This window comes from Rhodococcus sp. 1163 (assembly GCF_002091985.1).
In the GTDB taxonomy this organism is placed as follows: Bacteria; Actinomycetota; Actinomycetes; order Mycobacteriales; family Mycobacteriaceae; genus Rhodococcoides.
Window position 1 is genome coordinate 80,505 of record NZ_MKKX01000017.1, and the last position, 25,199, is coordinate 105,703.

At 63.4% G+C, this 25,199-nt stretch carries 19 protein-coding genes and 1 pseudogene; 9 read left to right on the plus strand and 11 right to left on the minus strand.

Annotated features, from left to right (window positions below):
- Positions 1 to 30: 30 nt before the first annotated feature.
- On the minus strand, positions 31 to 1,647 hold the full coding sequence (locus BJD99_RS03855) for an FAD-binding protein (RefSeq protein WP_084345877.1): 1,617 nt from the start codon (positions 1,645 to 1,647) through the stop codon (positions 31 to 33).
- 115 nt (positions 1,648 to 1,762) lie between these two features.
- Here BJD99_RS03855 and kstD point away from each other — a divergent pair, with 115 nt between their 5' ends.
- The 6 genes from kstD (at position 1,763) to BJD99_RS03885 (ending at position 10,140) form a co-directional block, all read left to right on the plus strand.
- Positions 1,763 to 3,430 carry a 3-oxosteroid 1-dehydrogenase gene (gene kstD, locus BJD99_RS03860; protein WP_179142176.1) on the plus strand — a complete coding sequence of 556 codons (1,668 nt, stop codon included), beginning with the start codon at positions 1,763 to 1,765 and terminating at the stop codon, positions 3,428 to 3,430.
- Positions 3,427 to 4,287, plus strand: a complete 861-nt coding sequence (locus BJD99_RS03865) for a MaoC/PaaZ C-terminal domain-containing protein (protein WP_084345472.1) — start codon at positions 3,427 to 3,429, stop codon at positions 4,285 to 4,287. The genes kstD and BJD99_RS03865 overlap by 4 nt, the downstream gene beginning before the upstream one ends.
- 40 nt (positions 4,288 to 4,327) lie before the next feature.
- Entirely contained in the window at positions 4,328 to 6,061 is a 1,734-nt protein-coding gene (locus BJD99_RS03870) for a cholesterol oxidase substrate-binding domain-containing protein (protein ID WP_084345473.1), read from the plus strand.
- A gap of 122 nt (positions 6,062 to 6,183) precedes the next feature.
- The gene (locus BJD99_RS03875) at positions 6,184 to 8,487 is read left to right on the plus strand and encodes a bifunctional diguanylate cyclase/phosphodiesterase (protein WP_084345474.1); all 2,304 of its coding nucleotides are present in this window, start codon (positions 6,184 to 6,186) and stop codon (positions 8,485 to 8,487) included.
- The gene (bluB, locus tag BJD99_RS03880; protein WP_084345475.1) at positions 8,477 to 9,121 is read left to right on the plus strand and encodes a 5,6-dimethylbenzimidazole synthase; all 645 of its coding nucleotides are present in this window, start codon (positions 8,477 to 8,479) and stop codon (positions 9,119 to 9,121) included. Before BJD99_RS03875 ends, bluB begins: the two co-directional genes overlap by 11 nt.
- Positions 9,118 to 10,140: a hypothetical protein gene (locus tag BJD99_RS03885; RefSeq protein WP_084345476.1), complete on the plus strand. Its 1,023-nt coding sequence runs from the start codon at positions 9,118 to 9,120 to the stop codon at positions 10,138 to 10,140. Before bluB ends, BJD99_RS03885 begins: the two co-directional genes overlap by 4 nt.
- 3 nt (positions 10,141 to 10,143) lie before the next feature.
- Here the strand turns inward: BJD99_RS03885 and BJD99_RS03890 are convergent, their stop codons facing one another.
- The 9 genes and pseudogenes from BJD99_RS03890 to BJD99_RS03925 all read right to left on the minus strand — a co-directional run bounded on the left by BJD99_RS03890 (position 10,144) and on the right by BJD99_RS03925 (position 19,248).
- Complete coding sequence (locus tag BJD99_RS03890) at positions 10,144 to 10,641, minus strand: DUF427 domain-containing protein (RefSeq protein WP_084345477.1); 498 nt, start codon at positions 10,639 to 10,641, stop codon at positions 10,144 to 10,146.
- Between the two features lie 89 nt (positions 10,642 to 10,730).
- Positions 10,731 to 11,507, minus strand: a complete 777-nt coding sequence (locus tag BJD99_RS03895; RefSeq protein ID WP_084345478.1) for a DUF2637 domain-containing protein — start codon at positions 11,505 to 11,507, stop codon at positions 10,731 to 10,733.
- Between the two features lie 138 nt (positions 11,508 to 11,645).
- Positions 11,646 to 12,140, minus strand: coding sequence for a gluconokinase (locus BJD99_RS03900; RefSeq protein ID WP_084345878.1), 495 nt, complete (start codon positions 12,138 to 12,140; stop codon positions 11,646 to 11,648).
- Between the two features lie 154 nt (positions 12,141 to 12,294).
- Entirely contained in the window at positions 12,295 to 13,470 is a 1,176-nt protein-coding gene (locus tag BJD99_RS03905; RefSeq protein ID WP_084345479.1) for a lipid-transfer protein, read from the minus strand.
- The gene (locus BJD99_RS03910; RefSeq protein WP_084345480.1) at positions 13,467 to 13,895 is read right to left on the minus strand and encodes a MaoC family dehydratase; all 429 of its coding nucleotides are present in this window, start codon (positions 13,893 to 13,895) and stop codon (positions 13,467 to 13,469) included. The genes BJD99_RS03905 and BJD99_RS03910 overlap by 4 nt, the downstream gene beginning before the upstream one ends.
- Positions 13,877 to 14,797: a bifunctional MaoC family dehydratase N-terminal/OB-fold nucleic acid binding domain-containing protein gene (locus BJD99_RS03915; protein WP_084345481.1), complete on the minus strand. Its 921-nt coding sequence runs from the start codon at positions 14,795 to 14,797 to the stop codon at positions 13,877 to 13,879. Before BJD99_RS03915 ends, BJD99_RS03910 begins: the two co-directional genes overlap by 19 nt.
- Positions 14,794 to 15,933, minus strand: coding sequence for an acyl-CoA dehydrogenase family protein (locus BJD99_RS21185; RefSeq protein WP_256895511.1), 1,140 nt, complete (start codon positions 15,931 to 15,933; stop codon positions 14,794 to 14,796). Before BJD99_RS21185 ends, BJD99_RS03915 begins: the two co-directional genes overlap by 4 nt.
- 114 nt (positions 15,934 to 16,047) lie before the next feature.
- Positions 16,048 to 16,974, minus strand: a pseudogene (locus BJD99_RS21190) (acyl-CoA dehydrogenase family protein); the annotation flags it as partial.
- Between the two features lie 132 nt (positions 16,975 to 17,106).
- A complete protein-coding gene (locus tag BJD99_RS03925) occupies positions 17,107 to 19,248 on the minus strand; it encodes an acyl-CoA dehydrogenase (protein ID WP_084345483.1) in 2,142 nt (713 codons plus the stop codon).
- A 94-nt stretch (positions 19,249 to 19,342) separates the two neighbouring features.
- On the opposite strand from BJD99_RS03925, the gene kstR reads away from it, so the two are divergent.
- Complete coding sequence (gene kstR, locus BJD99_RS03930; RefSeq protein ID WP_084345484.1) at positions 19,343 to 20,035, plus strand: cholesterol catabolism transcriptional regulator KstR; 693 nt, start codon at positions 19,343 to 19,345, stop codon at positions 20,033 to 20,035.
- A 51-nt stretch (positions 20,036 to 20,086) separates the two neighbouring features.
- Positions 20,087 to 22,636, plus strand: a complete 2,550-nt coding sequence (otsB, locus tag BJD99_RS03935) for a trehalose-phosphatase (RefSeq protein WP_084345485.1) — start codon at positions 20,087 to 20,089, stop codon at positions 22,634 to 22,636.
- Between the two features lie 218 nt (positions 22,637 to 22,854).
- Here otsB and BJD99_RS03940 read toward each other — a convergent pair whose 3' ends face one another.
- The gene (locus BJD99_RS03940; protein ID WP_179142177.1) at positions 22,855 to 23,943 is read right to left on the minus strand and encodes a LacI family DNA-binding transcriptional regulator; all 1,089 of its coding nucleotides are present in this window, start codon (positions 23,941 to 23,943) and stop codon (positions 22,855 to 22,857) included.
- A gap of 217 nt (positions 23,944 to 24,160) precedes the next feature.
- On the opposite strand from BJD99_RS03940, the gene BJD99_RS03945 reads away from it, so the two are divergent.
- Positions 24,161 to 25,099, plus strand: coding sequence for a metal ABC transporter solute-binding protein, Zn/Mn family (locus BJD99_RS03945; RefSeq protein ID WP_084345879.1), 939 nt, complete (start codon positions 24,161 to 24,163; stop codon positions 25,097 to 25,099).
- Positions 25,100 to 25,199 lie beyond the last annotated feature (100 nt).

Consider the following 25,199-nt stretch of genomic DNA (forward strand, 5'->3'; position numbering starts at 1 on the left):
GCCGTGTAGGGGTCCAGCGTCGCTGGGCCCCTACACGTTTCTCACATCGCTTGCCGGTACCAGCGCATGTGCACCTGCCCGACGGCCCGAGAAAACACAGTCCGCGAGCGAGAGTCCGCTGACGTAAGAATTCGAACACAGCCCGACAGCAGTGCGGCCGGCAGCGAACAATCCCGGAATAACCACTCCGCCAGCATCTTTCACACCTCCAGTGTCCTCATCGACAATGAGTCCACCGAGGGTGATCATCGGGCACGGATTCATCATCTTCGCGATCGCCGAGCCGCCAGGAATGCCCGCATCGAAGAGCGTGAACGGCGCCGCGAGGACGGGACGTCGGAAGTCGTCGTGCTTGCCCATCGGATCTGCGATTCTCGACGCGATGGCCTCGTTGTGTCGGTCCACTGTCTCCTGCAGTCCTGCGGGGTCGAGACCGGCAGCGCGCGCCGCTTCTTCGATCGTATTTCCACGCCGGGCCGTGCGCATCAGCCCGGCATTCTGGACTCGCTGGAACCACATCGCTTGCTTGGGTAGTTGAGCTTTGGCGTCCCGCACGAGATCCGCATCGGCGAGCAACCAGCCACGGCCGCCGCCCTTCTCGACGATGGCGTGACCGAGGGCAGCGCCGTAACGAGATTCGTCGACCATGCGCTCACCAGCCCGATCGACGAGCAGGGAGCCGAGGAACGGGACTGCGGGGACGATGAACCGCCAGGCCGAGATGTTGGCCAACTTTGCCGTACCTGCGCCGACGTCGGTGGCCAAGCCGATGCCACTGCCGTCGTCACCTGCCGTTCCGAGTGCAATTCCACCGGTGTATTTCGGTGCGTGCGTCTTCATCATCGTGCGGTTCGCGGCGAACCCACCCGCGCTGAGGATGACGCCTCCACGCGCTCGGATGCGGACCAGACGGCCGTACTTCTTCTCGATCCGAGCGAGTCTGCGCTCGAGCAGGTAGCGAAATTGCGGGGCATAAATGCCCGGCTTCGCGGAGAGTAAGCCGATCCTTTTGTGAGCCAGCCGGATTCGAGCGGGCGCATCCTTCAACGTCCGACTCTCGATGCCTACGACTCGGCCATCCTCGACGACAAGCGAGACCGCGCGAGTCTGCGGTATCAAGTGCACACCCGCATCCCGCGCAGATTTCGCCATCGGACCGTACAACATCTTCCCCGAGGTGCCCTTGCCCTTGGCCCGATGTCCGCGCGGCGCAGGCGTGGCCACCTCTCGAAATTCCCCTGCGGCCTCACTGCCCGAGTAGTAAAGGTAGTGACGATTGGTGGGATACGAAGTCTTGTAAGGGCACAGCGACGCTTCGAACGGCACACCGTGATGGGAAAGCCACTCGATCATCTCCGGGCTCTGATCGCAGAACTTTCGCAGGGTGGCCGGGCTGACGGCGTCGCCGACCTCCTTGGTCAGGTACGCGAACATCTGCTCGGGGCTGTCCTCGACTCCGGCCTGCCCCTGAACGGACGTACCACCGCCGGCGTAGACCACTCCCCCCGAGATCGCGCTGGCACCGCCACCGGCGTACCGATCGAGTGCGATGACGGAACTGCCCGCGGCGACGGCCTCGAGCGCAGCCGCTGCACCTGCCACACCGAACCCGACGACTACGACGTCGGCGTATAGATCCCAGCTCACGTGAAACCTCCCGAACACGAACTGCAACGTGTTTTTGTTCTGGAATCGATTTTCATCAATTCTTCCTGGCAGAAAGCATGGACTGACACCCACATCATTCTATAACGTGTTCTACATGAACAAGCAGGAATACGACATCGTCGTGGTCGGTAGCGGCGCGGGCGGAATGACGGCGGCGCTCACCGCAGCACATCGAGGACTCAGCGTCGTCCTCATCGAGAAGGCAGCAAAGTTCGGCGGATCCACCGCCCGGTCGGGTGGCGGTGTGTGGGTCCCGAACAACGAAGTACTCGAACGCGACGGCGTCGACGACACCCCGGAGGCCGCGCGCGACTACCTACACGCGATCATCGGCGACGTCGTGTCCAAGGAACGCATCGACACCTATCTCGAACGCGGACCCGAAATGCTGAGCTTCGTGTTGAAGAACTCGCCGCTGAAAATGCAGTGGGTCCCGGGATATTCGGACTACTACCCGGAAGCACCGGGCGGACGGGTCGGCGGACGATCGGTAGAACCGACTCCGTTCGACTCCACCTGCCTGGGCTCCGAGGTCGACAATCTCGAACCCGATTACGGCAAGGCGCCACTGAACGTGGTGATCACTCAGGCGGACTACCGGGCGATCAACCTTCTGCGACGCCACCCGAGCGGACTGGCCCGCGTGATGCGCGTCGGGATGCGCTGGATGGGCGCCAAGCTCACCGGCAAGCACCTACTCGGCCGCGGCCAAGCACTGTCCGCCGGACTGCGTGCCGGCCTCCTCGACGCCAACGTGCCGGTGCTCCTCGAGACTCCGATGACAGACTTCCACGTCGAGGACGGCCGTGTCGTCGGCGTCGTCGTGGGCGGTTCCGACTCGGTCATCAGGGCCAAGCTGGGCGTCGTGCTGGCGTCGGGTGGTTTCGAGCACAACGCGGAGATGCGTAAGAAATACCAGCGTCAGCCGATCGGGACCGAATGGACGGTCGGCGCTGCGGCCAACACCGGCGACGGTATCACGGCAGGCCAAAAGCTCGGTGCAGCAGTAGATCTCATGGACGACGCCTGGTGGGGTCCTTCGATTCCGCTGACCGGCGGCCCGTGGTTCTGTATCGCCGAGCGCACGCTGCCCGGCGGCATCATGGTCAACACCGCAGGAAAGCGTTTCCTCAACGAGGCGGCACCCTACGTCGAGGCCGTGCACATGATGTACGGCGGCGAGTACGGCATCGGTGAGGGTCCCGGCGACAACATCCCGACATGGATGATCATCGACCAGCGCTACCGCGATCGCTACATCTTCGCCGGGCTGACCCCGAAGAAGCGGTTCCCCTCTCGTTGGTTGGAGTCCGGTGTGGTCGTCAAAGCCGACACCGTCGCCGAACTTGCAGAGAAGACGGGCATGCCCGTCGAACAGCTCACCGCAACGGTGGAGCGCTTCAACGGATTTGCACGCAGCGGAGTCGACGAGGACTTCCGTCGAGGCGACAGCGGCTACGACAAGTACTACGGAGACAAGACCAACAAGCCGAACCCGAGTCTCGGCGTGATCGACAAGCCGCCCTACTACGCCGTGAAGATGGTGCCTGGCGATCTGGGCACCAAGGGCGGGCTCGTCACTGATGCCGACGCCCGGGTACTGCGCGAGGACGGAAGCGTCATCGACGGTTTGTACGCAATCGGCAACGCCAGCGCCCCGGTGATGGGCCACACCTACGCGGGCCCTGGCGCCACCATCGGACCCGCGATGACGTTCGGCTACCTGGCCGTTCTCGACATGGCGAGCAGGGCGTCTCAGTGAGCATCGATCCCGACCTCGCGATCGGCGCCGAGTTACCGGCGGAAGAGTTTTCGTGGACTGCGAACGACGTGCAGACATTCCACCTGGCGGTCGGGGCCGGTGGGTCCCCCACCGACCCTCGCGAACTCCGCTACTTGGACGACGCCAAGCCGAAGGTGCTCCCGACCTTCGCGACAGTGGCAGCCACCTTCCACGAGGTCGAAGCACCTCGGGTGCAGTTCCCCGGTGTCGACATCGACCTCGCCAAGGTGGTGCACGGCAGTCAGGGCGTGACCGTCTCCGGTCCCATTCCTGCTGCCGGACAGGCCCGGACGATCACTCGCATCACCGATATCTGGGACAAGGGCAGCGCAGCAGTCATCGTGCAGGAGAAGATCACGACCTCGCTCGACGGCACCGAGCTGTGGCGGGCGAGGTCATCGATCTTCGCCCGAGGTGAAGGCGGCTTCGGTGGCGAGAGAGGACCGTCCAACAAGGCCGTTCTACCCGAACGGGCGCCGGACGCCGAAACTTCGATAGCGATTCTGCCGCAACAGGCATTGATGTACCGCATGTGCGGCGATCGCAATCCACTGCACTCCGATCCCCAGTTCGCTGCCGCTGCAGGGTTTCCCAACCCGATTCTGCACGGTCTGTGCACATACTCGATGGTGTGCAAGGCCGTCACCGACACGGTCCTCGACGGTGATGTCGACGCAATCAGCAGTTTCGACGCCAGGTTCGCAGGCGTCGTCTACCCTGGCGAGACCTTGGCCTGCCGTATCTGGCTCGAAGGCGGTAGATATTTGATCAGCGTCACCGTTCCCGCACGAGAGAACGCGCCGGCCCTCGCCGATGTCGTATTGACAACCCGCTAAACCCATTTCGTATCTTCGAGACGACGGAGTACTCAGCACTATGTCCGATCTGAACCGCCGAAAATTCATCGCCGCAGGCGCGGGCGCACTCGCGGTGGCATCCGTGATGCGCGCCGCCCCTGTGGGTGCCGTGCCTTTCGGCAGCCCTGAAAGCACCATCCCACCACCCCCGAACTTTCCGTCGGGAATTCCCCTCTACCAGCAGCGTTATCAGAACTGGTCGAAGGAGATCATTCTCGACGCCATCTGGACCTGTTCCCCGGCCACACCGGACGATGTAGTTCGACTGGCGAATTGGGCCCATGAGAACTCGTATCGCATCAGGCCGCGTGGCGCGATGCATGGGTGGACGCCGTTGACGATCGTCAACGGCGAGAACCTCGACCGGGTCGTACTGGTCGACACCATGGTTCATCTGAACGGGATTTCCGTCGACCCCGCAGATTCGGATCGTCCTGCAACGGTGACCGCCGGTGCCGGCGCGACCCTGGAGGCGATGCTTCAGCAACTCGAGAACAACGGTCTCGGCTGGGTCAGCGTGCCCGCTCCGGGAGTACTGTCCATCGCAGGCGCGCTGGCCGTCGATGCCCATGGTGCTGCGATTCCGGCCGCAGGTGAGATCCCAGTACCCGGAACCACGTACGGTTCGTTGAGCAATCTGGTGACCGCTTTGACCGCTGTCGTCTGGGACGGTGACGCCTATGCTTTGCGCTCGTTCGATCGATCCGACCCGGAAATTACGCCACTACTGACACACCTGGGTCGCGTGTTCCTGACTTCTGTCACGATGATGGCCGGTGCCAATCCACGTATGCGCTGCCAGAGTTATACCGACATCGGTTGGCGCGAAATGTTCGGCGAACCAAGCGCACCGGGACGGACATTCGAGAGTTTTCTCAAGCAAACCGGTCGCGTCGAGGCCATCTGGTATCCGTTCACCGAGAACCCATGGCTCAAAGTGTGGTCGATCTGCCCCGAAAAGCCTTTGACGGCACGCGAGGTGACCGGTCCGTACAACTACATCTTCTCCGATAATTTGCCCGAGATCGCGTCCGACCTGATCGGACAGCTGACTGCCGGAGTAACCTCCATCGCACCCGCTTTCGGGCAGTTCTTCTACACCGCCACTGTCGGGGGATTGGCTGCGACGGGGTCGAACGATCTGTGGGGATGGGCGAAGAACGTCCAGTTCTACATCAAGCCCAGCACTCTTCTGTTGACCGAGGGCGGTGGAGCGGTCATCACCAGCCGCGACAACGTCGCGCGGGTGATCCACGACTTCACCGTCTGGTTCGAACAACGGGTGTCGTACTACCAATCGATCGGCCAGTTTCCGATCAACGGTCCAGTGGAAATCCGCTGTTGCGGCATGGACGCAGAGTCGGATCTCCTCGTCGATTCTGCTGGGCCACCGACGATCTCGGCAATGCGGCCGCGACCCGACCATCCCGAGTGGGACACTGCCATTTGGCTCAACGTGCTCGGCGTCCCCGGCACACCGGGGATGTTCGCCTTCTATCGCGAGATGGAACAGTGGATGCGCTCGCATTACACCGGCGGCTGGGCGACATTCCGTCCCGAATGGTCGAAAGGTTGGGCGTTCAGCACCGAGCTTCCGTACAAGGATGCGGACGTGATCGAAAACATCCTGCCCGACACTTATCGTGAAGGGGTGCCCGTCAGCGAGAACTGGGACACCGCGCGGGCCACGTACAACGACCTCGATCCACACCGGATCTACTCGAATTCCTTCATCGATCAACTGCTTCCCTGAGTCGAACATCTCACTTTCCCGGCTTCCCACATTCTGCGTTCGAAGTGATTCGAGTTGCGAAGTGTGGGAAGTTGGGCAGTGATGAGAAACCGACGACACGACGCAGTGGAAGGATGCACCGGGTGAAATGGTGGTTGTATCCGCTAGTGGCATCGGCCGCATGTATCGGCTACATCTTCACCCCGGATGGCACCGTGTCCAATGTCCTCTACGTCGGTATCGGCCTGTCTGCGGTGATCGCAGTGCTCGTCGGGATCGCGGTGAATCGTCCTGTCTCCCGCGCGCCATGGTGGATGATCGCACTCGGCACCTCGATGTGGCTGACAGGGGACGTTGCGTTCTTCTGGATCGAGCACGTCGACGGCCACCTGCCCGTCCCCTCGGTAGCCGATGCCATTTACATACTCGGCTACCCACTGTTCGCGTTCGGACTCTTTCTCCTGGTGCGGCAGGGCTGGCGGCGAGGCGAGTTCGGGCACGTCGCCAACAGTGTGATCGTCATGATCGCGTTCGGCCTCATCCTGTGGGTGCTCGTCATCCCGGCCGACGGCGTGAACGTCTCGACCGCGTCGGGTGTGGCTGCAATCGCCTATCCAGCGATGGACGTCCTCATGCTCGGGCTCCTGGTTCATTTCCTCGGCACAGTTCAGTGGCAGAGCACGTCTTTTCGACTTCTGGCCGCATCGGCGGCGGTAACGCTGGCCACTGACACCACCATGCGCGTCGGTTCGGCCGAGGTACCGACCATGGCCCCCAATATCACCGTCGCCGGTTACGTCGTCTGCTACGTCCTACTCGGAACAGCTGCTGTTCATCCGTCGATGAGATATCTGACAGTTCCCCGTGCACAGCGCGGCTCGCCGAGCACTCTCGAAGCCTCGTTCAGCACGCCCACCACGATCGTTCTCACACTGGCGGTGCTGACGCCGGGCGCAATCATGGCAACCTTTCTCATCCGTGGGACGCCCGTCACCGAGTGGGGGTGGGGAATCATGCTGTCAGCGACGGTGCTCGTTTCCTTGGTGTTCGTTCGAGTCACCGAACTGCTGCGACTGCTCCGTAGGCAGACCGCCACCCTACGATTGGCTGCTCAGACCGATCATCTGACCGGGACGCGTAATCGTCGAGGGTTGGAAGAATGGATCGACGCCAATAGCGGTCCTCTCGCCCTGCTGTTACTCGACGTAGATCGGTTCAAGGAAGTCAACGACACGTTCGGGCACGCGGTCGGCGACGATGTGCTCCGTGCCGTCGCCGACCGACTGGTTGGCGCCGTCGGCACCGGTGGGGTACTCGCCAGACTCGGGGCGGACGAGTTCGCCGTTGCACTCGCCGTGGACGACACACATTCCGAGGCCGTTGCCGCAGCGCACAAGATGCATGCGGCGCTGTGCTGCCCCATCAGTGTCGGAGGTGCGACGCTTCTCGTGGAGGCCAGCATCGGTATCGCACTGAGTGATCGGACCGCCTCGCGAACCGGGACACGTATTGCCTCGGGCAACGAACTATCCAGTGCACGCTCCGACGACTTGGTCCACCGATCCAATCTGGCGATGCAATCGGCCAAGTTGGTGCAACCACGTATCGCAAGCTACGAACCGTCGATGGACCGCGACAGCAGCCGCCAGTTGCATCTGCTCAGTGAGCTCACCACTGCGATCGATGCCCGCGAACTCGAGCTGTACTACCAACTGCAGGTAAATCTCGACTCGATGGAGGCCACCGGGGTCGAAGCGCTTCTCCGATGGAACCACCCTGTCGAAGGCATCATCGAACCCGATCAGTTCCTCCCGATGGCCGAGCACACCGGACTGATCAGGCCGCTGGCCAACTTCGTCTTGAGTGAGGCGTTGGCCCACCGCAAGGAATGGAGCGAAGCAGGGGTGGAGCTCAACGTCTCGGTCAACATCTCCACACGCAATCTTCTCGACAGCACTCTCGTAGAGCAGGTTCGACGCTCGCTCGCCGCCGCCGGCGCCGCGCCCGAGGATTTGACCATCGAGATCACCGAAACCTCGTCGATGGCTGATCCGCTCGTCGCCATCGAGTCGCTGTTGGGCCTGCGCAAGCTCGGAGTCACGCTTGCGATCGACGACTACGGCACCGGGTACAGCGCACTCGCCTACCTGCAGCGGCTTCCCGTGCAGCAATTGAAGATCGACAAGACCTTCGTCAGCGACATGGCACACGATCAGGCTCACGGCATCATCGTCAGATCCACGATCGATCTGGCCCGAACCCTCGGCCTGACCATCACGGCCGAGGGCGTAGAAGACGCCGCCACCCTGCTCGAATTACGTAAGCTCGCTTGTACAACCGCTCAGGGATACTTTGTGGGACGCCCAGTTCCCGCACATCGAATTCCGGATTCGGTCGCGGAGTCGAACGCCAAACTGAAGGAATACACGAAGACATATGAACGATGACGACAACCCGATGTCGGTGTACACGGCCATCGCAATGCGACGCGACGTGCGCGCAGAGTTCGACGGCAACTCGGTCGACGACGAGGTATTACAGCGAATCCTGAGCGCCGCACACAAGGCGCCGAGCGTCGGCAACACCCAACCGTGGGACTTCGTCGTCATCCAGAACCCCGACACGCTCGCCACCTTCGCCGCACACGTGGCGCAGAAGCGTCGAGCGTTCGCAGACTCGCTACCGCCCGAACGCAAAGCTACTTTCGATCCCATTCGCATCGAAGGAATCGAAACGAGCTGCACCGGCGTCGTGGTCACCTACGACCCGACCCGAGGAGGCCAACATATTCTCGGACGCGCGAGCGTCGAGGACACCGGCCTGTTCTCAGCCGTCCTTGCCATCCAGAACCTGTGGTTGGCTGCGATCTCCGAACGTATCGGAGTCGGATGGGTGTCCTTCTACGAAGAGGACTACCTGAAAGACCTGCTGGGAATCCCGGACCCGATCCGGCCGATCGCCTGGTTGTGTGTCGGCCCGGTCACCGAGTTCGCCGAGACTCCCGACCTGGAACGATTCGGATGGCGCCATCGACGCCCGCTCGTCGAGGCAGTGCACTACGAGAAGTTCGGCGGCGCGTGAAACAGCTTCTCGTTGTTGTTGCCGTACTCGCACTGGTGACGGGGTGTGCCGCGCAGGACAGCGACAAGCCTGCAGTGACGACGCCCGCAGCAGAGCCTGCCGAAGCGCCCTCGGCACAGACACCGGTGGGAGTGGTGACGCCACTCGCGGGCGCGCCGGAGGGAATCGTCGTCACCACTTCGGGCATCGCCGCCGTCGGCGTACGAGAGCCCGACGGCATTCGGCTGGTCGACGCGACCACCGGCGTCGAGCGTTCCTTCGTACCGACAACCGGCGCACCCAGACACCTGTCCCTCGCCGGACCGGATGGACCGGTCCTCGCACCGCTCGAAGCAAGCGACGAGCTACTCGTCGTCGATCCCGAAAACGGTAATGTCATCACCACGGTGCAGGGAGTCGGAAGACAACCGCACGATGCCGTCACCACCTCCGACGGGACCACCGTTGTCACCAACGAGATGGGCGGCGGCGTCGTGTTCGTTCGCGACGGCGCGGTGACGGCCTCGCTACCGGCAGGACCGGTTCAACCCGGTGGTCTCGCCGCCGTCGGCGAGTACGCTGCGGTCGCCGACGTCCAGGGCAACGGTGTGTGGATCTACAGTGGCCCCGATCAGGAGCTAGTCGCACAGGGGCCACTCGGAACCAAATTGACGCACGCCACCGCACTGGGTCGAGACCTTGCCGCGTTCGCCGATACCGACGGTGGTGCGGTTTTCATCGAGAGAGTCGACCCGCAGGTCAGCGAAGTCTCTCGCATCGAAGCACCTGGCAATCCCTACGGACTCGCGTACGACCCGCAACGAAAGTTGCTGCTGATCACGCTGACAGAATCGAACACCCTGCGCGTCGTCGACGTCGCAGACCCGGCGGCTCCGCGGCCGATCGTCGACCTTCCGACCGTGCGACAAGCCAATTCGGTTGCAGTCGATACACGTTCGGGCGACGTGCTGGTGACGGGAAGCAATCCCGGTGACGAATCCAGCCTGCAGATCATCCCTGCCAGCGCTCTCACACCCTGAGAATCACCAACCCCAGCTACCGGGGATCCCTTTGAACGGACCCACCACCTCGCTCGTGATCCAGCCTTCGTAGAAGCCGCCCTCCTGAGGGGTGACGCGTTCGCCATCGACCTCGCATTCCAACCGCGAAGGCGAGAACGCCAGATGCCCGGTGATCGGCAGAAACGACGCCGTCGGCTCCTCGTAACTCCACGCGGCGCCGTCGCTCACCGAGTCGGCACCGTGGACGGTCCAGTACGTCGCTGCACCCTTCCACTCACAATGCGTCGACCGGCCCGCCGAGGGCGAGAGTGCCTCGGCGGCAACATCATCACGCGGGATATACCAGGTCGGTGGGTGCGAAGTCTCGAGCACTCGCCACGCATCGCGAGTCTCGGCGATCAGCGTCCCACCGAAGCGCACCGTGATCAATCGATTCGAATGCTCCAACCGAGGTGGTCTCGGATAATCCCACACTGATTCTTGCCCTGGGCCGGGGACCTGCGGTATCACCTTGCTCATCCCTCGATAGTGCCACTCCACCACTGTGAGGTCACTTCTGTGCACAGCTTGACGCCGTCAGGAGGCATCTCGATCATGGGGTATCTCGATCATGGGGCATCGACCGGGTAGAGGTCCTCGATGCGATCCCCGTCGAGGATCCACCTGTCGACACTGTCCAGAGGCTCTCCGCTGCCCACGTCTTCGATGCCGTCCAACAACTCGACGCCCTTTAGTTCGGCACTGCGCTGCGGTTCGGCACTGCGCTGCGGTTCGGCACTGCGCTGCGGTTCGGCACTCTCGTGGCCCTGCGGGTCGGTATCTTCCGGAGTGTCGTGGGCGACGTGAACCAGTGGAGACTGCGGCGAGTACGGAACGATCGACTCGACGTCTCGTGCCGTGGCCACCTCGGGTTGCACGGTCACCTCGGGTTGCACAGGCACTCCGGGCACGACGGCGACCGGTCCGGGTTGAGTCGAGGGGATTCGCACGAGTATGCCCAGCCCGTGGGTGGCAGCGAGCAGGCTGACCGGTGCGACGGTGGCGATTGCAGCGGACAGCGCGGGATGCAGGGTTCCAGTGTTGGAAGTGAAGGCGTGCAATGCATTTGCGCCGATACTGACCAACGCTGCGATGACGAGCACCCACCAGAAGAAGCGCCTGCCGCTACGCTGATCTGCGAATTGAGCAAGTGCGATGACAGAAATGGTGGCCTGCAGAATTGTGCCGTCGACGATGACCGGCCACAACCACGACAGGTTTCGTGGGACTCCGGCCATGGTCGCCAAATCCCACAGTGCGGCGAAGCTCAAGACGAACGACGCGATGCCGATGACGGTGGTGATGACGACAGCGCTGACGAGTGTCGCGCGCAGGACCTTGTTCATGAGTGCACATGATGCAGTACACCACCGACAGGTTCGGACCGATGCTGTGGGCGCGGTTGTTCGGAAGCCACAGCAGGAAGACGACGACGGCGGTGTGTCAGGAGGCGCGAGCAGATCGCGCGGTCGACGCGGCTTCTTTCATTCGCCCTGGCGACTGTCGAGTTCGGCGATGATGCGAGCGGCGATCTCCTGCGGCGGTGGACCGACGTCGACTAGAAGTGCGTTCTCGTCCGGTCCGATCGGCTCGAGCGTCGAGAGTTGGGAGTCGAGGAGCCCACTCGGCATGAAGTGGTCCGACCGAACGTCCAACCGGTCGCCGAGTTGTGTCTTGGTTCCGACGAGATGAACGAAGAGGACCTGCCCTTCGTATCCGTGCGCGAGCACGTCCCGGTAGCTTCGTTTCAGTGCGGAACAGGTGACGATTCCAGGTTCGCCTCGGCGAGTATGCGACCTGATCCAGTCAGCGATCGTGTTTAGCCACGGCAGCCTGTCCTCGTCGGTCAGCGGGACTCCGGACGTCATCTTCGCGACATTCGACGCCGGATGCAGGTCGTCGCCTTCCTGAAAATCCCATGAGAGTGCTCGCGCAAGGACGCCGGCCACTGTGGACTTGCCCGATCCCGACACACCCATGATGACCAGAACCGGATGTGCGCCGCCGGTGGAGTCCGTCAAAACAGATCACCACCCTCGCCACACTCACTGTGGGTTCGAGGGTGGTGATCTCTCACGCCGTTACGATCCATGTAGTCGAGTTTTCCATGACAGCGGTACCCGACTACGTGCGCTACCGAGTTCGGGAAAGGATGAGCCCCGAGGTGGGCACACCGGTGCCCGCAGTGACGAGAACGTTCTCCACATCCGGAACCGGGTTCACCGAAGTCCCGCGAATCTGCCTGACGCCCTCGGCAATTCCGTTCATCCCGTGGATGTACGCCTCACCGAGCTGACCACCGTGAGTGTTCAGTGGCAACCGTCCGCCGAGCTCGATGGCACCGTCGGCGATGAAGTCACGTGCCTCGCCGCGCCCACAGAACCCGAGTTCTTCGAGCTGCATCAATACGAACGGAGTGAAGTGGTCGTACAACACCGCCGTCTGCATGTCCTTCGGGGTGAGCCCGGACTGCGCCCACAATTGATCTCCGACCAGACCCATCTCCGGAAGACCTGTCATCGCGTCGCGGTAGTAGCTGGTCATGATGTATTGGTCCGGGCCACTTCCCTGCGCTGCCGCGGTGATGACGGCGGCCGGATTCGGCAGGTCCTTCGCCCGCTCCGGCGAAGTCACCACGATCGCAATTCCACCGTCGGACTCCTGGCAGCAATCGAGAAGGTGCAGCGGTTCGGCGATCCAGCGTGAATTCTGGTGGTCCTCCAACGTGATCGGCTTGCCGTAGAAGAACGCAGCCGGATTGTTTGCCGCGTGCTTACGGTCCGCGACGGCAACTCGGCCGAAGTCCTCGCTCGTCGCGCCGTAGACATGCATGTACCGGCGCGCCACCATCGCCACGAACGAGGCGGGTGTACCGAGCCCCTGCGGATACGCCCATCCAGCGTCGACACCCGAGGATGTCGGTGCCGCAGCGAGATGCGGAGCAACCTGTCCGAAACGTGAGCCGGAGCGCTCGTTGAATGCCCGATACGCGACCACGACATCAGCGACTCCGGTGGCAACTGCCATCGCGGCCTGCTGCACCGTGGCACACGCTGCGCCACCGCCGTAGTGAATTCGGCTGAAGAACTTCAGGTTCGGGATTCCGACGGCCCGTGCAACCGCGATCTCGGTGTTGGTGTCCATCGTGAACGAGGTCAGACCGTCGACGTCGGCGGGCGTCAGACCGGCATCCGTCAGTGCGGCCTGCACTGCTTCTGCGGCCAGTCGAAGTTCGCTTCGCCCTGAGTCCTTGGAGAAATCCGTGGCGCCGATTCCGACGATCGCCGCCTTGCCCGACAAGCCGCTCATGCCGGCCTCCCCCCTGTCAGCTCTGACGATGCCAGTTTCACCTTTGCCACGATGTGATCACCGAGAGAGTCGGAGCCGGTCACCTCGACCGTCACTTCACCGTCGGTGACGGCAGATACCTTCCCGCGCAACGTCAAAGTGTCGTAGGCGTACCAGGGAACCCCCAGCCGCAGACCGATCGAGCGGAAGACCGCGGTCGGGCCCGCCCAGTCGGTCACGAAACGCTGCACCAAGCCGGTGTCGGTAAGGATGTTGACGAAGATATCTTTGGAACCGCGCTCGATTGCCTTGTCGCGGTCATGGTGAACATCTTGAAAGTCCCTGGTGGCCAACGCCGTCGAGACTACGAATGTGGGATCGGCGAAAATTTCGAGTTCGGGCAGTTCGTCACCTACCTGCGCTGCAATCATCGGATCGCCTTCCATGCGGGGAGTGTGAAGTTCTCGTCGATGCGGAGGAATTCGACCTCGACGGACAATCCGACCTCGACCTCGGACGGTTCGATTCCGCGTAGCTCACCGAGTACGCGGACTCCCTCGTCGAGTTCGACGAGAGCAACCACGAAAGGCAGTGTCCGCCCAGGCACTTTGGGTGCGTGGTGGACGACGAAGCTGAATACCGCGCCCTTACCGCTCGCGACCACGTAGTCGATCGGCGCGGCCTTGTCCTGCCAGATCGCCGGAATCGGGGGATGCCGCAGCGAGCCGTCCTCGACCCGCTGAATCCTCAGTTCGCCTACTCGTGCTCCCTCCCAGAAGAACTCGGTCTCCTGGGATACGACCGGACGAATCGCCTCCGAAACGTCGTCGGCGACAGGCTTGGCTTCCGGTGCGAACTTGAGTACCCGGAAGACCATTTCGGCGACGGCCTCATCACCCACGTACCAGATGTTGCGTGTGGTGACGAACCAGCCGAGACCGAGACCGGTCTTCTTCGGACCGACGACATTGTCGAGTTTCGTAGTGACCGTGACTTCTTCACCGAGCTCGAGATAACGGTGATAGGTCTGATCGCAATTGGTCGCCACGACGGAGGTGAATCCGGCGTCGTCGAGTATGCCCATCATCAGCCCGAGCGGGTCGTCGGACGAGCGCGTGTAATGCAATCCGCCCATCGTCCACACCTGAGCCATGGCGGGAGGTGCGACGACACCCTTGTGTCCGGCGGCGACGGCGGCCCCGGCATCGACGTAGATGGGGTTCGCGTCGCCGATCGCTTCGACCCAGTTGTTGATCATCGGTTGATTGATCGGGTCCCGCCCAGCGCGAGGTGCGCATTCCCCCGCTGCCGCAATACGATCCGCTGCTTCGCTGATCGATTCGCTCATCGCACGACCCTGGGCAGCCCGAGGCCGGACGTTGCGATCAGTTCCCGCATCACTTCGTTGACCCCTCCACCGAACGTGATGACCACGTTGCGCTTGACCTGCTTGTCCAGCCAGGCCATGAGCTTGGCAGTGTCGGCGTCGAGGGGGTTGCCGTGTCGACCGATCAGCTCCTCGGCAAGCCGGCCGACGCGTTGGATCCGTTCGGTGGCAAACACTTTGGTAGCCGAGGCATCGGCGATATCGACCGCATCCGCAGTGGACGAAGCGATCTGCCAGTTGAGCAGCTCGTTGATCCGGAACGTGGCATGGATCTCGCCGAGAGCGCGTCGGACATCAGGCTCGTCGAGCACGCCGTGCTTCTGCGCCCAACCACGCAAGTGCAGGTACAGACCGTCGATTTTACCGGCCGGTCCGAGCATGACGCGTTCGTGGTTCAGCTGCGTGGTGATCAGACGCCAGCCGGCGTTCTCCTCCCCCACCAGCATGTCGACGGGGACCCGCACATCGTTGTAGTACGTCGCGTTGACGTGGTGTGCACCGTCGAGGGTGATGATCGGCGTCCATGAGTATCCGGGGTCGGTGGTGTCGACGATGAGCATGGAGATGCCGCGGTGACGCGAATCCGCAGGCCCCGTGCGCACTGCGAGCCAGACGTAGTCCGCGTCGTGACCGCCCGTGGTGAAAATTTTCTGCCCGTTGACGATGTACTCGTCTCCGTCGCGCACAGCGGTGGTGCGCAGCGAGGCGAGGTCGGTTCCCGCCTCCGGCTCGGTGTAGCCGATCGCGAAATGCACCTCACCGGCGAGGATCGACTTGAGGAACTTGTCCTTCTGGACCTCGGTTCCGTACTTCTGCAGGGTCGGACCGACGGTTTGCAAGGTCACCGCAGGGAGCGGAATGTCAGCGCGCGCAGCCTCGTTCACGAAGATCGACTGCTCGACGTCACCGAACCCGTGGCCACCGAACTCCTTGGGCCACCCGACTCCGAGCCATCCGTCGGTGCCCATCTGTTGGATGATCGCGCGAGAGGATTTGCCGTGCCGCTCGGTCATCATGATCTCCGCGTCCTCGTCGCTGACGAGATCGGCGAAATACGTTCGCAGCTTTCGCTGTAGCTCCTGCTGCTCTCCAGTCAACTCGACGAAGGGTGACTCTCCGGTTGCGTCGGAGGAGACCTCGACCGATTCGAGTACGTCCTCGCGCTGAATCGATGCGCCCACCAGATCGAGCCGGTAAGAGGCGCCACCGACGAGCCTCGCGACGTCCTTCGCAGCCGAATAGTATCGGTGCATCGGATAGGTGACGTCCACTCCGATTCCGCCGTGTAGATGATGGCAGACCTGCATGGCAGCGGGCAGTTCGGCAGCAATCCAATAGGCGAGCACATCGGCGTCACCCGGCCGACTCGGCGTCTCCTGCGAGGCCTGCCACACCGTCGAGACCGCAGCGACATGAATGGTTCGCGCCGTGACATACACGTCGGCGATCTCACCGGCCACGGCCTGAAAAGATGCGAGCGGCTTGCCGAACTGATGACGGCTCGCCAAGTGCGACGCGGTGAGCGCCGCCGCGCCCGCAGCCAGCCCGTCGGCGACTGCGCCGATGGCCGCGATCGCGATCCGATAAAGCTCGGCAATATTCTCGGTGACGAATTGCCCCGGTGCCGAATCGAATTCGATCGCGTACTCGGGGTCGCCACTCGACGACGGGGTCGGCACGAGCCGAACACCCTCCGCGGAGGGGTCGACCAATACGACACCTTCGGAAGTCGGCACCAAGATGCGGTACGCCTGCTCGGCATACGGCACCGCGATCTTGGTCCCGGTCACACGCATGAGATCGCCGTCGGGAACGGCTTTCGTCTTCGGTTCCGCGGGGAACGGCGACCCGGGTTCCATGAGCGCCGCCGTCAGAATGCGGCCCGAGCCGACGGTGTCACGGATCAGAGCCGCTTCCGCCAGTCGCGTGAGCGGGATGATGCCGAACCCGAGCGTCGCAAGTGCCGGTCCGACTGCCGCAGCCTTGCCGAGCTCGGTCAGAACCGTCGCCGCTTCCGGCAATCCGAGTCCGTCGCCGCCGAGATCCTCGGGCAGCACCATCTGGAACAGCCCTGCCTCGGACAGCGCCGTCCACAATGCTTCGGGCTCGGAGTCGCGTGCGAGCAATCCGGAGATCATCTCGGCGACCGTCGATTGATTGGAGTTTCTGGTGAAGTCCACGCCTTGATCCTGCCTACGGAAGATGAACCGAAGAGTCCTTCGGTAGAACCTGTTCTATTTTTAACACCATCGGTACGGATATACCAGCAGTCATCGAGGCAGACCGAGAATCCTCTCGGCAGCGACGGTCAACAGGATCTGTGAGGTACCGCCCGCAATCGACAAGCAGCGAGTCAGCAGCATCTCTTTCGCCAGGGGTCCCTCGATGACCCCGGCCTGCCCCGAGACCTCCAACGCGAATTCCGCGAGATCCTGCCGATGACGTACGCCGACGAGCTTGCGAACGGAGGATTCTGCTCCGGGATCCTGCCCGCCGAGTCGCCGAAGCGTCGAGCGGAACTCGAGCAGGGAACCCACCAGCCCGTTCGCAACGAGCCCGCCCAACGCATTCGCGACACCGGGATCGGTGCTGGACGACGTCGCCTCGACAACGTCCTCGAGCGCAGAACCGAGCGTCGAGCCACTGCTCATCGCAACCCGCTCGTTGGCGAGGGTGGTCCTGGCCAGCTTCCAGCCGCTGTTCAGATCTCCGACGAGGCAATCGTCGGGGACGAAGACGTCATCGAGGAACACCTCGTTGAACACGGCATCACCGGTGATTTCTCGCAGCGGCTCGATACGGATACCGGGCGAGGTCATATCGAGAACGAAGTAGCTGATTCCCTTGTGCTTCGGGACGTCACGGTCGGTGCGGGCAAGACAGATTCCCCAGTCGGCCTGCTGAGCGAGCGAAGTCCAAATCTTGTGGCCCTTGAGCTTCCAGCCTCCATCGACCTTCGTCGCCGTGGTCCGCAATGCCGCCAGATCGGAGCCTGCCTCAGGCTCGCTGAACAGTTGGCACCAGCGAATGTCCCCACGCAATGACGGACCCGCGAAACGCTCGATCTGCTCGGCAGTTCCGTGTTCGAGAATCGTCGGAACGGCCCACCAGCCGATGACCAGATCAGGAATCTGGAGACCGGCCGCAGCCATCTCCTCCGCGTAGAGCAGTTGCTCCGCTGCACTTGCGTCCCGGCCGTGAGGTTGCGGCCAATGCGCGGCAGCAAGGCCCGCCTCGGCCAGCGTGCGCGGAGGATCCTCCGCCTCTGCCACCGCGCGTACCTCCGCGCGAACATCCTCACGCCTGTTCTCGGCCTCGCCGAGGTCGACGCTCAGGTGGCGTCGCACGCCGGCGCGGGTCAATTCCGTCACGCGCATCTGCCAACGAGATGTACCGCCGAGCAACTGCCGGATGGACAGGGCTCGCCGCAGATAGAAGTGCGCGTCGTGCTCCCACGTGTATCCGATACCGCCGAGGATCTGGATCGCGTCCTTGGCGTTGTCCACTGCGGAATCGAGAGCGATCGCGGCAGCCACAGCGGCAGCCAATGGGTGTTCCTCGGCCGCGGAGTCCACTGCCACCGCCGCGTCCCATGCGGCGGCGCGCGTCTTCTCCACCCGGCACAGCATTTCGGCGCACAGATGCTTGATCGCTTGGAAGCTGCCGATCGGTGCACCGAACTGCTCGCGCATCTTGGCGTGCTCGACAGCGGTACGTAGCGCCCACCCGGCGACGCCTGCCGCATCCGCAGCAGCGAGAGTGGCCGCCAGATCGAGAACGTACGACGTCGAGACGTCGGACAGGACCGAATCCGGATCCACCGCGACATCCTGGAGAGTCAGCCGGGCTACCGGAACACTGCGATCGACGCCGAGCAACGACTCGATCTTCAGACCCGGCGTGTCGATTCCGAGCATGCACCAGACCGTCTCGCCGTCGACCGTTGCAGGCAACAGCACGCCGACGCCATCTGCCGCACCGAAGGCGATATCCGCAGTGCCGTCGAGGAGCAAGGTGTCGCCGTCGCGGCGGGCTACGACCGGCGCGTCGGACAGCACTACGGCGCAGGGAAGTGCGCCTTCGCAGAGATTGGCACCCCACCGCGCCGCCGCAGGTCCCGCGCTCCGACCGACCACGAGAGCAGCCAAGGCGGTCGAGAGCACCGGGCCGCCGACGAGGGCTGTCGACGTTTCCTCGAGCATCGCCGCGAGGTCCGCGACCGTGCCGCCGACGCCACCCACCGACTCGGGAACGGCAACGGAGAACACGCCCAGTTCAGCGAGCCCGCGCCAGTGCGAGCGCCAACCCGACTGCTCGTCGGCGCGTAGCGTCCGCATGGGATCGGCAGTGGCAGCCCACGACCGAATCGACTGTTGGACGTCGCGCTGATCGTCGGTGGTGGCAATTGTCACAATGTTCTTCCCTACTCTTCAAGATGACTTTTTTGTCTAGAACGTGTTCTAATACGGTAGCTGGTTCAGAGTCAAGGTGCGAAGGACAACGTCGATGAGCACATCTTCTCGGTCGCGTTCGGCGACCAATGCCGACAAGAACAGAGGAACGGCCGTGAATGAAACCAACACGGCTACACCACTACGTTCGGTCGGCGTCCTCACCGACGACGACCTGAGTTCCAATGCTCAGCGCGAACGCCGCAAGCGAATTCTCGATTCGACCTTGGCTCTCGCCTCCAAAGGCGGCTACGAAGCCGTTCAGATGCGCGCTGTCGCCGAGCGTGCGGACGTCGCAGTCGGAACGCTGTACCGATACTTTCCCTCCAAAGTGCACCTGCTGGTTTCAGCCCTCTCTCGCGAGTTCGAAAAGATCGACTCCCGTCGCAAGCTCCCGCCCGGCCAAACGCCGCAGGAGCGGATGCACCTGATTCTGGGCCAGATCACACGTGCGATGCAACGTGATCCTTTACTCACTGAAGCAATGACTCGCGCTTTCATGTTCGCGGACGCGTCCGCTGCCGCCGAGGTGGACCAGGTCGGCCGATTGATGGACCGACTGTTCGCCAAAGCGATGAGCGACGGCGAGCCAACGGAACTGCAGCTCAGCATCGCTCGCGTCATCAGTGACGTCTGGCTGTCCAATCTCGTCGCGTGGTTGACCCGTCGTTCGTCGGCCACCGACGTCGCCGCTCGACTCGAACTGACCGTCGATTTGCTACTCGGAGATTCAAAGCCCCTCTACTGAGCGTGCGCGTCCGAGTGAGCCGTATCGGCTCGCATCGCCTAGATTCGTTCCGTGACTGCTTTGGATCTACCGGTTGAACTCCGCCGCGCCCTCATGGCCGTGGCCCGGACGCCTCGCCTGCTCGTTGCCTCCGACTACGACGGGACGATGGCGCCCATTGTCTCCGATCCATCGAAGGCATTTCCGCATGCAGAGTCCGTGACCGCTATGCGTGAGTTGGCGAGTCTCGCCGCGACGAAGGCCGCCGTCATCTCCGGTCGCGCCCTCCGCGATCTGGCCACACTGTCCAGGCTCCCGGCCGAGGTTCAACTCGTCGGCAGCCACGGCAGCGAATTCGACGTCGGATTCATCAATGCAATCGACGACGAGGCCAAGCGACTTCTGCAGGATATCGCCGAGGAGATGACCTCGATTGCCGCCCGATTCCCCGGTGTGGCCGTCGAAACCAAACCCGCGAGTGCTGCGCTACATGTCCGCAATGCCGATGCGGCCGACGCGGAAGCCGCTCTCGTTGCGGTGCGCGACGGCGTGGCGCTGCGCGAAGGTGTGCAGGTGACCGAAGGCAAGTCCGTCATCGAACTCGCTGTCATCGTCACCGACAAGGGTGACGCCCTCGACATCCTCCGGCACCAGGAGGGCGCGACGGCTGCGGTGTTCTTCGGCGACGACGTCACCGACGAGAAGGCCTTCACCCGCCTGCACGGCCCCGACATCGGCGTCAAGATCGGCCCCGGCGACAGTCTCGCCGAGTTCCACATCGACAGCACCGAACAGGTCTCACTCGCGCTGGCATTTCTGCTCGAAGAGCGTCGCCGGTGGCTCTCCGGTGCCGATGCTCCACGCATCGAGCGGCTCACGATGCTCGCCAGCCCCAACGCCGTCGCATTGGTGACTCCCGACGCGAACCTGACATGGCTCTGCCACCCCGAACCGGACTCGGCAGCGATTTTCGCGCACCTCCTCGGTGGCAACGAGGCCGGGCACTTCAGCATCGGCCCCAAGCGCACTGCATTGCCGCTGAGCCAGCAATACGTCGACGGCACCATGACCGTCCAGACCAAGTGGGCGAGCCTGCAGGTCACCGACTACCTTCCGCACGACGTAGCCATCGGGCAGACCTCGCTCACCCGCGTCGTCACCGGCAAGGCCACCGCGATCGTGACGTTCGCACCCCGACCCGAATTCGGCAAAGTATGGGTTCAGCTCGAACCCGAAGAGGACGGACTTCGGATCTCCGGCACCGCAGAGCCGATGGTCCTGCGCAGTCCCGGCGTGAAATGGAACGTCGTATCCGACGGCGCGCAACAGACCGCGCACGCCGAGATCGACCCGACCGGTGGACCTGTCGTTCTCGAATTACGTTTGGGCAGCGAGGATCTCGGACCGTCTGCGCTACCGGAACCAGAGCGACGGGCACAGGCCGAGGCCTACTGGAAGGACTGGGTCGATGTCCTGGACCTGCCGCCACTCAAACGGGATTTGATGAAACGATCCGCCCTGACGCTACGTGGACTCGTTCATGCCGACTCCGGCTCGATCATGGCAGCCGCGACTACGTCGCTACCCGAAGAGATCGGCGGCGTGCGCAACTGGGACTACCGCTACTGCTGGCTGCGCGACGCGGCCCTCACCGCGTCGGCGCTGGTCAACCTCGGCTCGACGGCCGAAGCCGAGGGATACCTCGGATGGATCCACGAGGTCCTGCAGTCCGTGCCTGGCCCGGAACGACTCCATCCGCTGTACACGATCCGTGGTCTCGGTCTGCCGTCCGAGGCCGTCATCGACGAGCTGCCCGGATACGCCGGCTCGCGCCCGGTCCGCGTCGGAAACGCAGCCAACCAGCAGGTCCAGCTCGACGTGTTCGGTCCTATCGTCGACCTCGTCTCTTCCCTCGCGCATGCCCGCCAGTCTCAGGGCATGGCTGGGAAAGAGGCCTTGTCCGACGACGATTGGTCTCTGGTCCGCTCGATGGTCGAGGCTGTCGAGCGCCGATGGGACGAACCCGATCACGGCATCTGGGAGATCCGCGGGACACCCCGCCACCACGTGTACTCCAAGGTCATGGGCTGGATGACCATCGATCGGGCGCTCGCCCTCGCGGCCTCGTTCGGTCGGGAAACCGAACCGAGCTGGGCCAGTCTGCGCGAGCAAATCCACGCCGAGGTCATCGACAAGGGTTGGAACGAAGAAGTCCGGTCCTTCACCGCAGCCTACGAAGGCACCGACCTCGACGCGGCGACCCTGCACATCGGGCTCTCCGGGCTGATCGATCCGTCCGACCCTCGGTTCGCAGCAACCGTGACGGCAACCGAAGCCGAACTGCGTAGCGGGTCGACCGTGTACCGCTACCACCACGACGACGGACTGCCCGGCGGCGAGGGTGGATTCCACCTGTGCGCGGCGTGGCTGGTCGAGGCATACCTACTCATCGGGCAGCGATCCGAAGCAGAGGCCCTGTTCGCCCAACTCGTCAGCGCAGCCGGTCCGACCGGCCTGCTCAGCGAGGAATACGACCCCGTCGCCGAACGCTCACTGGGCAACCATCCCCAGGCCTACAGCCACCTCGGTCTGCTCAGGTGTGCGAGTTTGCTCAGCGCCTGAGCGGGGCCGTGTTCGCTTGCCCACAATCGCTCGCACACAATCGCTTGAATGGTCCACTCATACGATCTGTCAGCATGAGGTGGCCATTCAAGCCGTCTCGCCCGTTCGCTTGAATGGTCCACTCATACGATCTGTCAGCTTGAGGTGGCCATTCAAGCGGTCCAGCCGGGGCCAAGCGGTCCAGCCGGGGCCAAGCGGTCCATCGGTCCAGCCGGGGTCTAGGCGGGCGGCGGCGCTGCCGTACGACCTTTGACCAACTCGGTCGGCAAGAATTCGGCGGCCATGATGCCCGACTGCGAGGTGGAGAGCAGGAGCGCACCTGCGCGTCGCCCCTTCTCCTCGGCATCCTGACGAACGGTGGTGACGTTTTCGCGAATTGCGTCGTCCACGCCGTCGAAACCGGTAATGGTGAGCTGACCCGGAACGTCGATGCCGGCGACCTTGGCGAAGTTGAGTGCGCCGAGCGCGAGTACATCGGTGGTGCAGAGCAGTGCGGTGGTCTCGCGGTTGGCTTGTAGCGCCTGAGCTGCAGCGGAGTGGCCGGAGCGGGTGGTGTGTTCGAACCGTTCGACGACGGTGAGCGATTCCGGATCGAGGCCGCTGTCCTTCATAGCGTCCTTCACCCCTGCTATCCGCTCCCGTTGGACGTGGAAGTGGCTGCCGGCGAGCCGAGCGGGCGGTACGACCCCGTCGCGACGGTCGCGTCCGAGTCTCATACAGAGAACGGCGATGTGGCGGTGTCCAAGGGCAATGATCTGCTCGGCGATCATCTTCATCGCGGATCGATCGTCGATGGCGACGAGTGCTGCCTCCGGCACCCCGCGTGGTTGGTCGCAAATGACAATCGGTAGGTGCCGCTCGCGAACGGCCATCAGGTAGGGGTCGTCGTCGGCAACGGAATAGACGACGAAGCCGTCGACCCCTGCTTGTTGCACGACGGCGGCGGCCGCAGTCTCGTCTCGGTCGGGCCCTGCTGGAATCAGAAGTAGGCCTTGGCCTGCAGCTTCGCAGGATTCGGCGAGCCCGGCCAGGAATGCCATGGCGGCGGGGTCCCGGAAGGAGTAGCTGAGCGCTTCGGTAAGTACGAGCCCGACTGCGCCTGCCTTACGAGTGCGAAGCGAGCGAGCGAGTGGGTCCGGTCCTGCGTATCCGCGGCGTTTGGCTGCCATGAGAACGCGTTCGCGAAGTTCGGGTGAGAGCTGGTCGGGCCGGTTGTAGGCGTTCGACACTGTGGTGCGCGACACCTTCAGGTCGGCAGCGATGGAGGCCAATGTGGCGGGGCGGCGCGGCTCGCTCGACCTGGACATACGGGGACGTTAGCCGGAAAAGGGCGCTGCAGTGAAATTCGGCACCTGGGTACCCGATTCGATCGAGAACCGCCGAATCGCTAGAGTACAACGGTAACCATTTCCAACTAGGCGAATATTTCGCTTCCGCAAGCTTCGACTCAAGGGGTTCCCAGTGCGACAACTCGCCCGCTCGACTACCGCTCTCGTAGGGCTCACCTGCGCCGCCGCACTGGGCATGACCGCATGCAGTTCGGACACGAGCCCATCCAATTCTTCGGCGCCTGCCACCGCGATCGACGGCCCGATCACCATCGTGGCCTCGACCAACGTGTGGGGAAGCGTCGCGCAAGCCGTCGCGGGAGACCTCGCTTCGGTGCAGTCGATCATCGCCGACCCGTCGGCAGATCCGCACTCGTACGAAGCCAGCGCCGGCGATGCCGCGAAGGTGGCCGAGGCGTCGCTCGTCGTATACAACGGTGGCGGATACGACGAGTTCATCGATGACATCCTCGGCTCGGAGGGGAAGGACGTGCCGTCGGTCAACGCGTACGACCTCCTCGGTTCGGACCATGCACACGACGACGAAGAAGCAGCCCCGGACAGCTCCGCCGACTCCACCGAAGGCCACGGCCATAGCCACGGCGACGCCAACGAGCACGTCTGGTTCGACGCCGAGGTTGCCGCATCCACCGCAGAATCGATTGCCGAGAAGCTCGGCCAGCTCGACCCCGACAACGCCGCCCAGTACACCGCGAATGCCGAAACGTTCCATGATCATGTCCATCGCATCACCGACGTGACGAACAAGATCGCCGTCGATCATGCCAATGCTCCTGTCGCACAGACGGAACCGATCGCGCACTACCTGATCGAAGAGTCCGACCTCGACGATCGGACACCCGAGGACTTCAAGAACGCCCTCGAATCGGGCAACGACCCGTCGCCCGCGTCCATCGCGGCTACTCGCGACCTGTTGACGTCGAAGTCCGTTCGGGTCCTCGTCTACAACATCCAGACGCAGGACGCCGTCACCCAGGACATCCGCTCCACCGCCGAGGCCGCCGGAATCCCCGTCGTCGAGGTGACCGAGACGCTGCCCGAGGGCAAGACCTACATCGAGTGGCAGACGCAGGCGGCTCAGGATCTCGAATCTGCGCTGGCGTCGGCATCCTGAGCATGACGACCCCCGAGACTGGGAGTGGAGCCCGCGGAACGACCCCCGAGACTGGGAGTGGAGCCCGCGGAACGGCTGTCGGGTCAGGGCTGGAAAGCTG

Coding starts and splice junctions, on each gene's coding strand:
- BJD99_RS03945 (WP_084345879.1), top strand. CDS start 24,161: ATGACCGCATGCAGTTCGGACACGAGCCCATCCAATTCTTCGGCGCCT.
- BJD99_RS03870 (WP_084345473.1), top strand. CDS start 4,328: ATGTCCGATCTGAACCGCCGAAAATTCATCGCCGCAGGCGCGGGCGCA.
- BJD99_RS03895 (WP_084345478.1), bottom strand. CDS start 11,507: ATGAACAAGGTCCTGCGCGCGACACTCGTCAGCGCTGTCGTCATCACC.
- BJD99_RS03890 (WP_084345477.1), bottom strand. CDS start 10,641: ATGAGCAAGGTGATACCGCAGGTCCCCGGCCCAGGGCAAGAATCAGTG.
- BJD99_RS03915 (WP_084345481.1), bottom strand. CDS start 14,797: ATGAGCGAATCGATCAGCGAAGCAGCGGATCGTATTGCGGCAGCGGGG.
- BJD99_RS03940 (WP_179142177.1), bottom strand. CDS start 23,943: ATGTCCAGGTCGAGCGAGCCGCGCCGCCCCGCCACATTGGCCTCCATC.
- BJD99_RS03910 (WP_084345480.1), bottom strand. CDS start 13,895: ATGGAAGGCGATCCGATGATTGCAGCGCAGGTAGGTGACGAACTGCCC.
- bluB (WP_084345475.1), top strand. CDS start 8,477: ATGAACGATGACGACAACCCGATGTCGGTGTACACGGCCATCGCAATG.
- kstD (WP_179142176.1), top strand. CDS start 1,763: ATGAACAAGCAGGAATACGACATCGTCGTGGTCGGTAGCGGCGCGGGC.
- kstR (WP_084345484.1), top strand. CDS start 19,343: ATGAGCACATCTTCTCGGTCGCGTTCGGCGACCAATGCCGACAAGAAC.
- BJD99_RS03900 (WP_084345878.1), bottom strand. CDS start 12,140: ATGGGTGTGTCGGGATCGGGCAAGTCCACAGTGGCCGGCGTCCTTGCG.
- BJD99_RS03905 (WP_084345479.1), bottom strand. CDS start 13,470: ATGAGCGGCTTGTCGGGCAAGGCGGCGATCGTCGGAATCGGCGCCACG.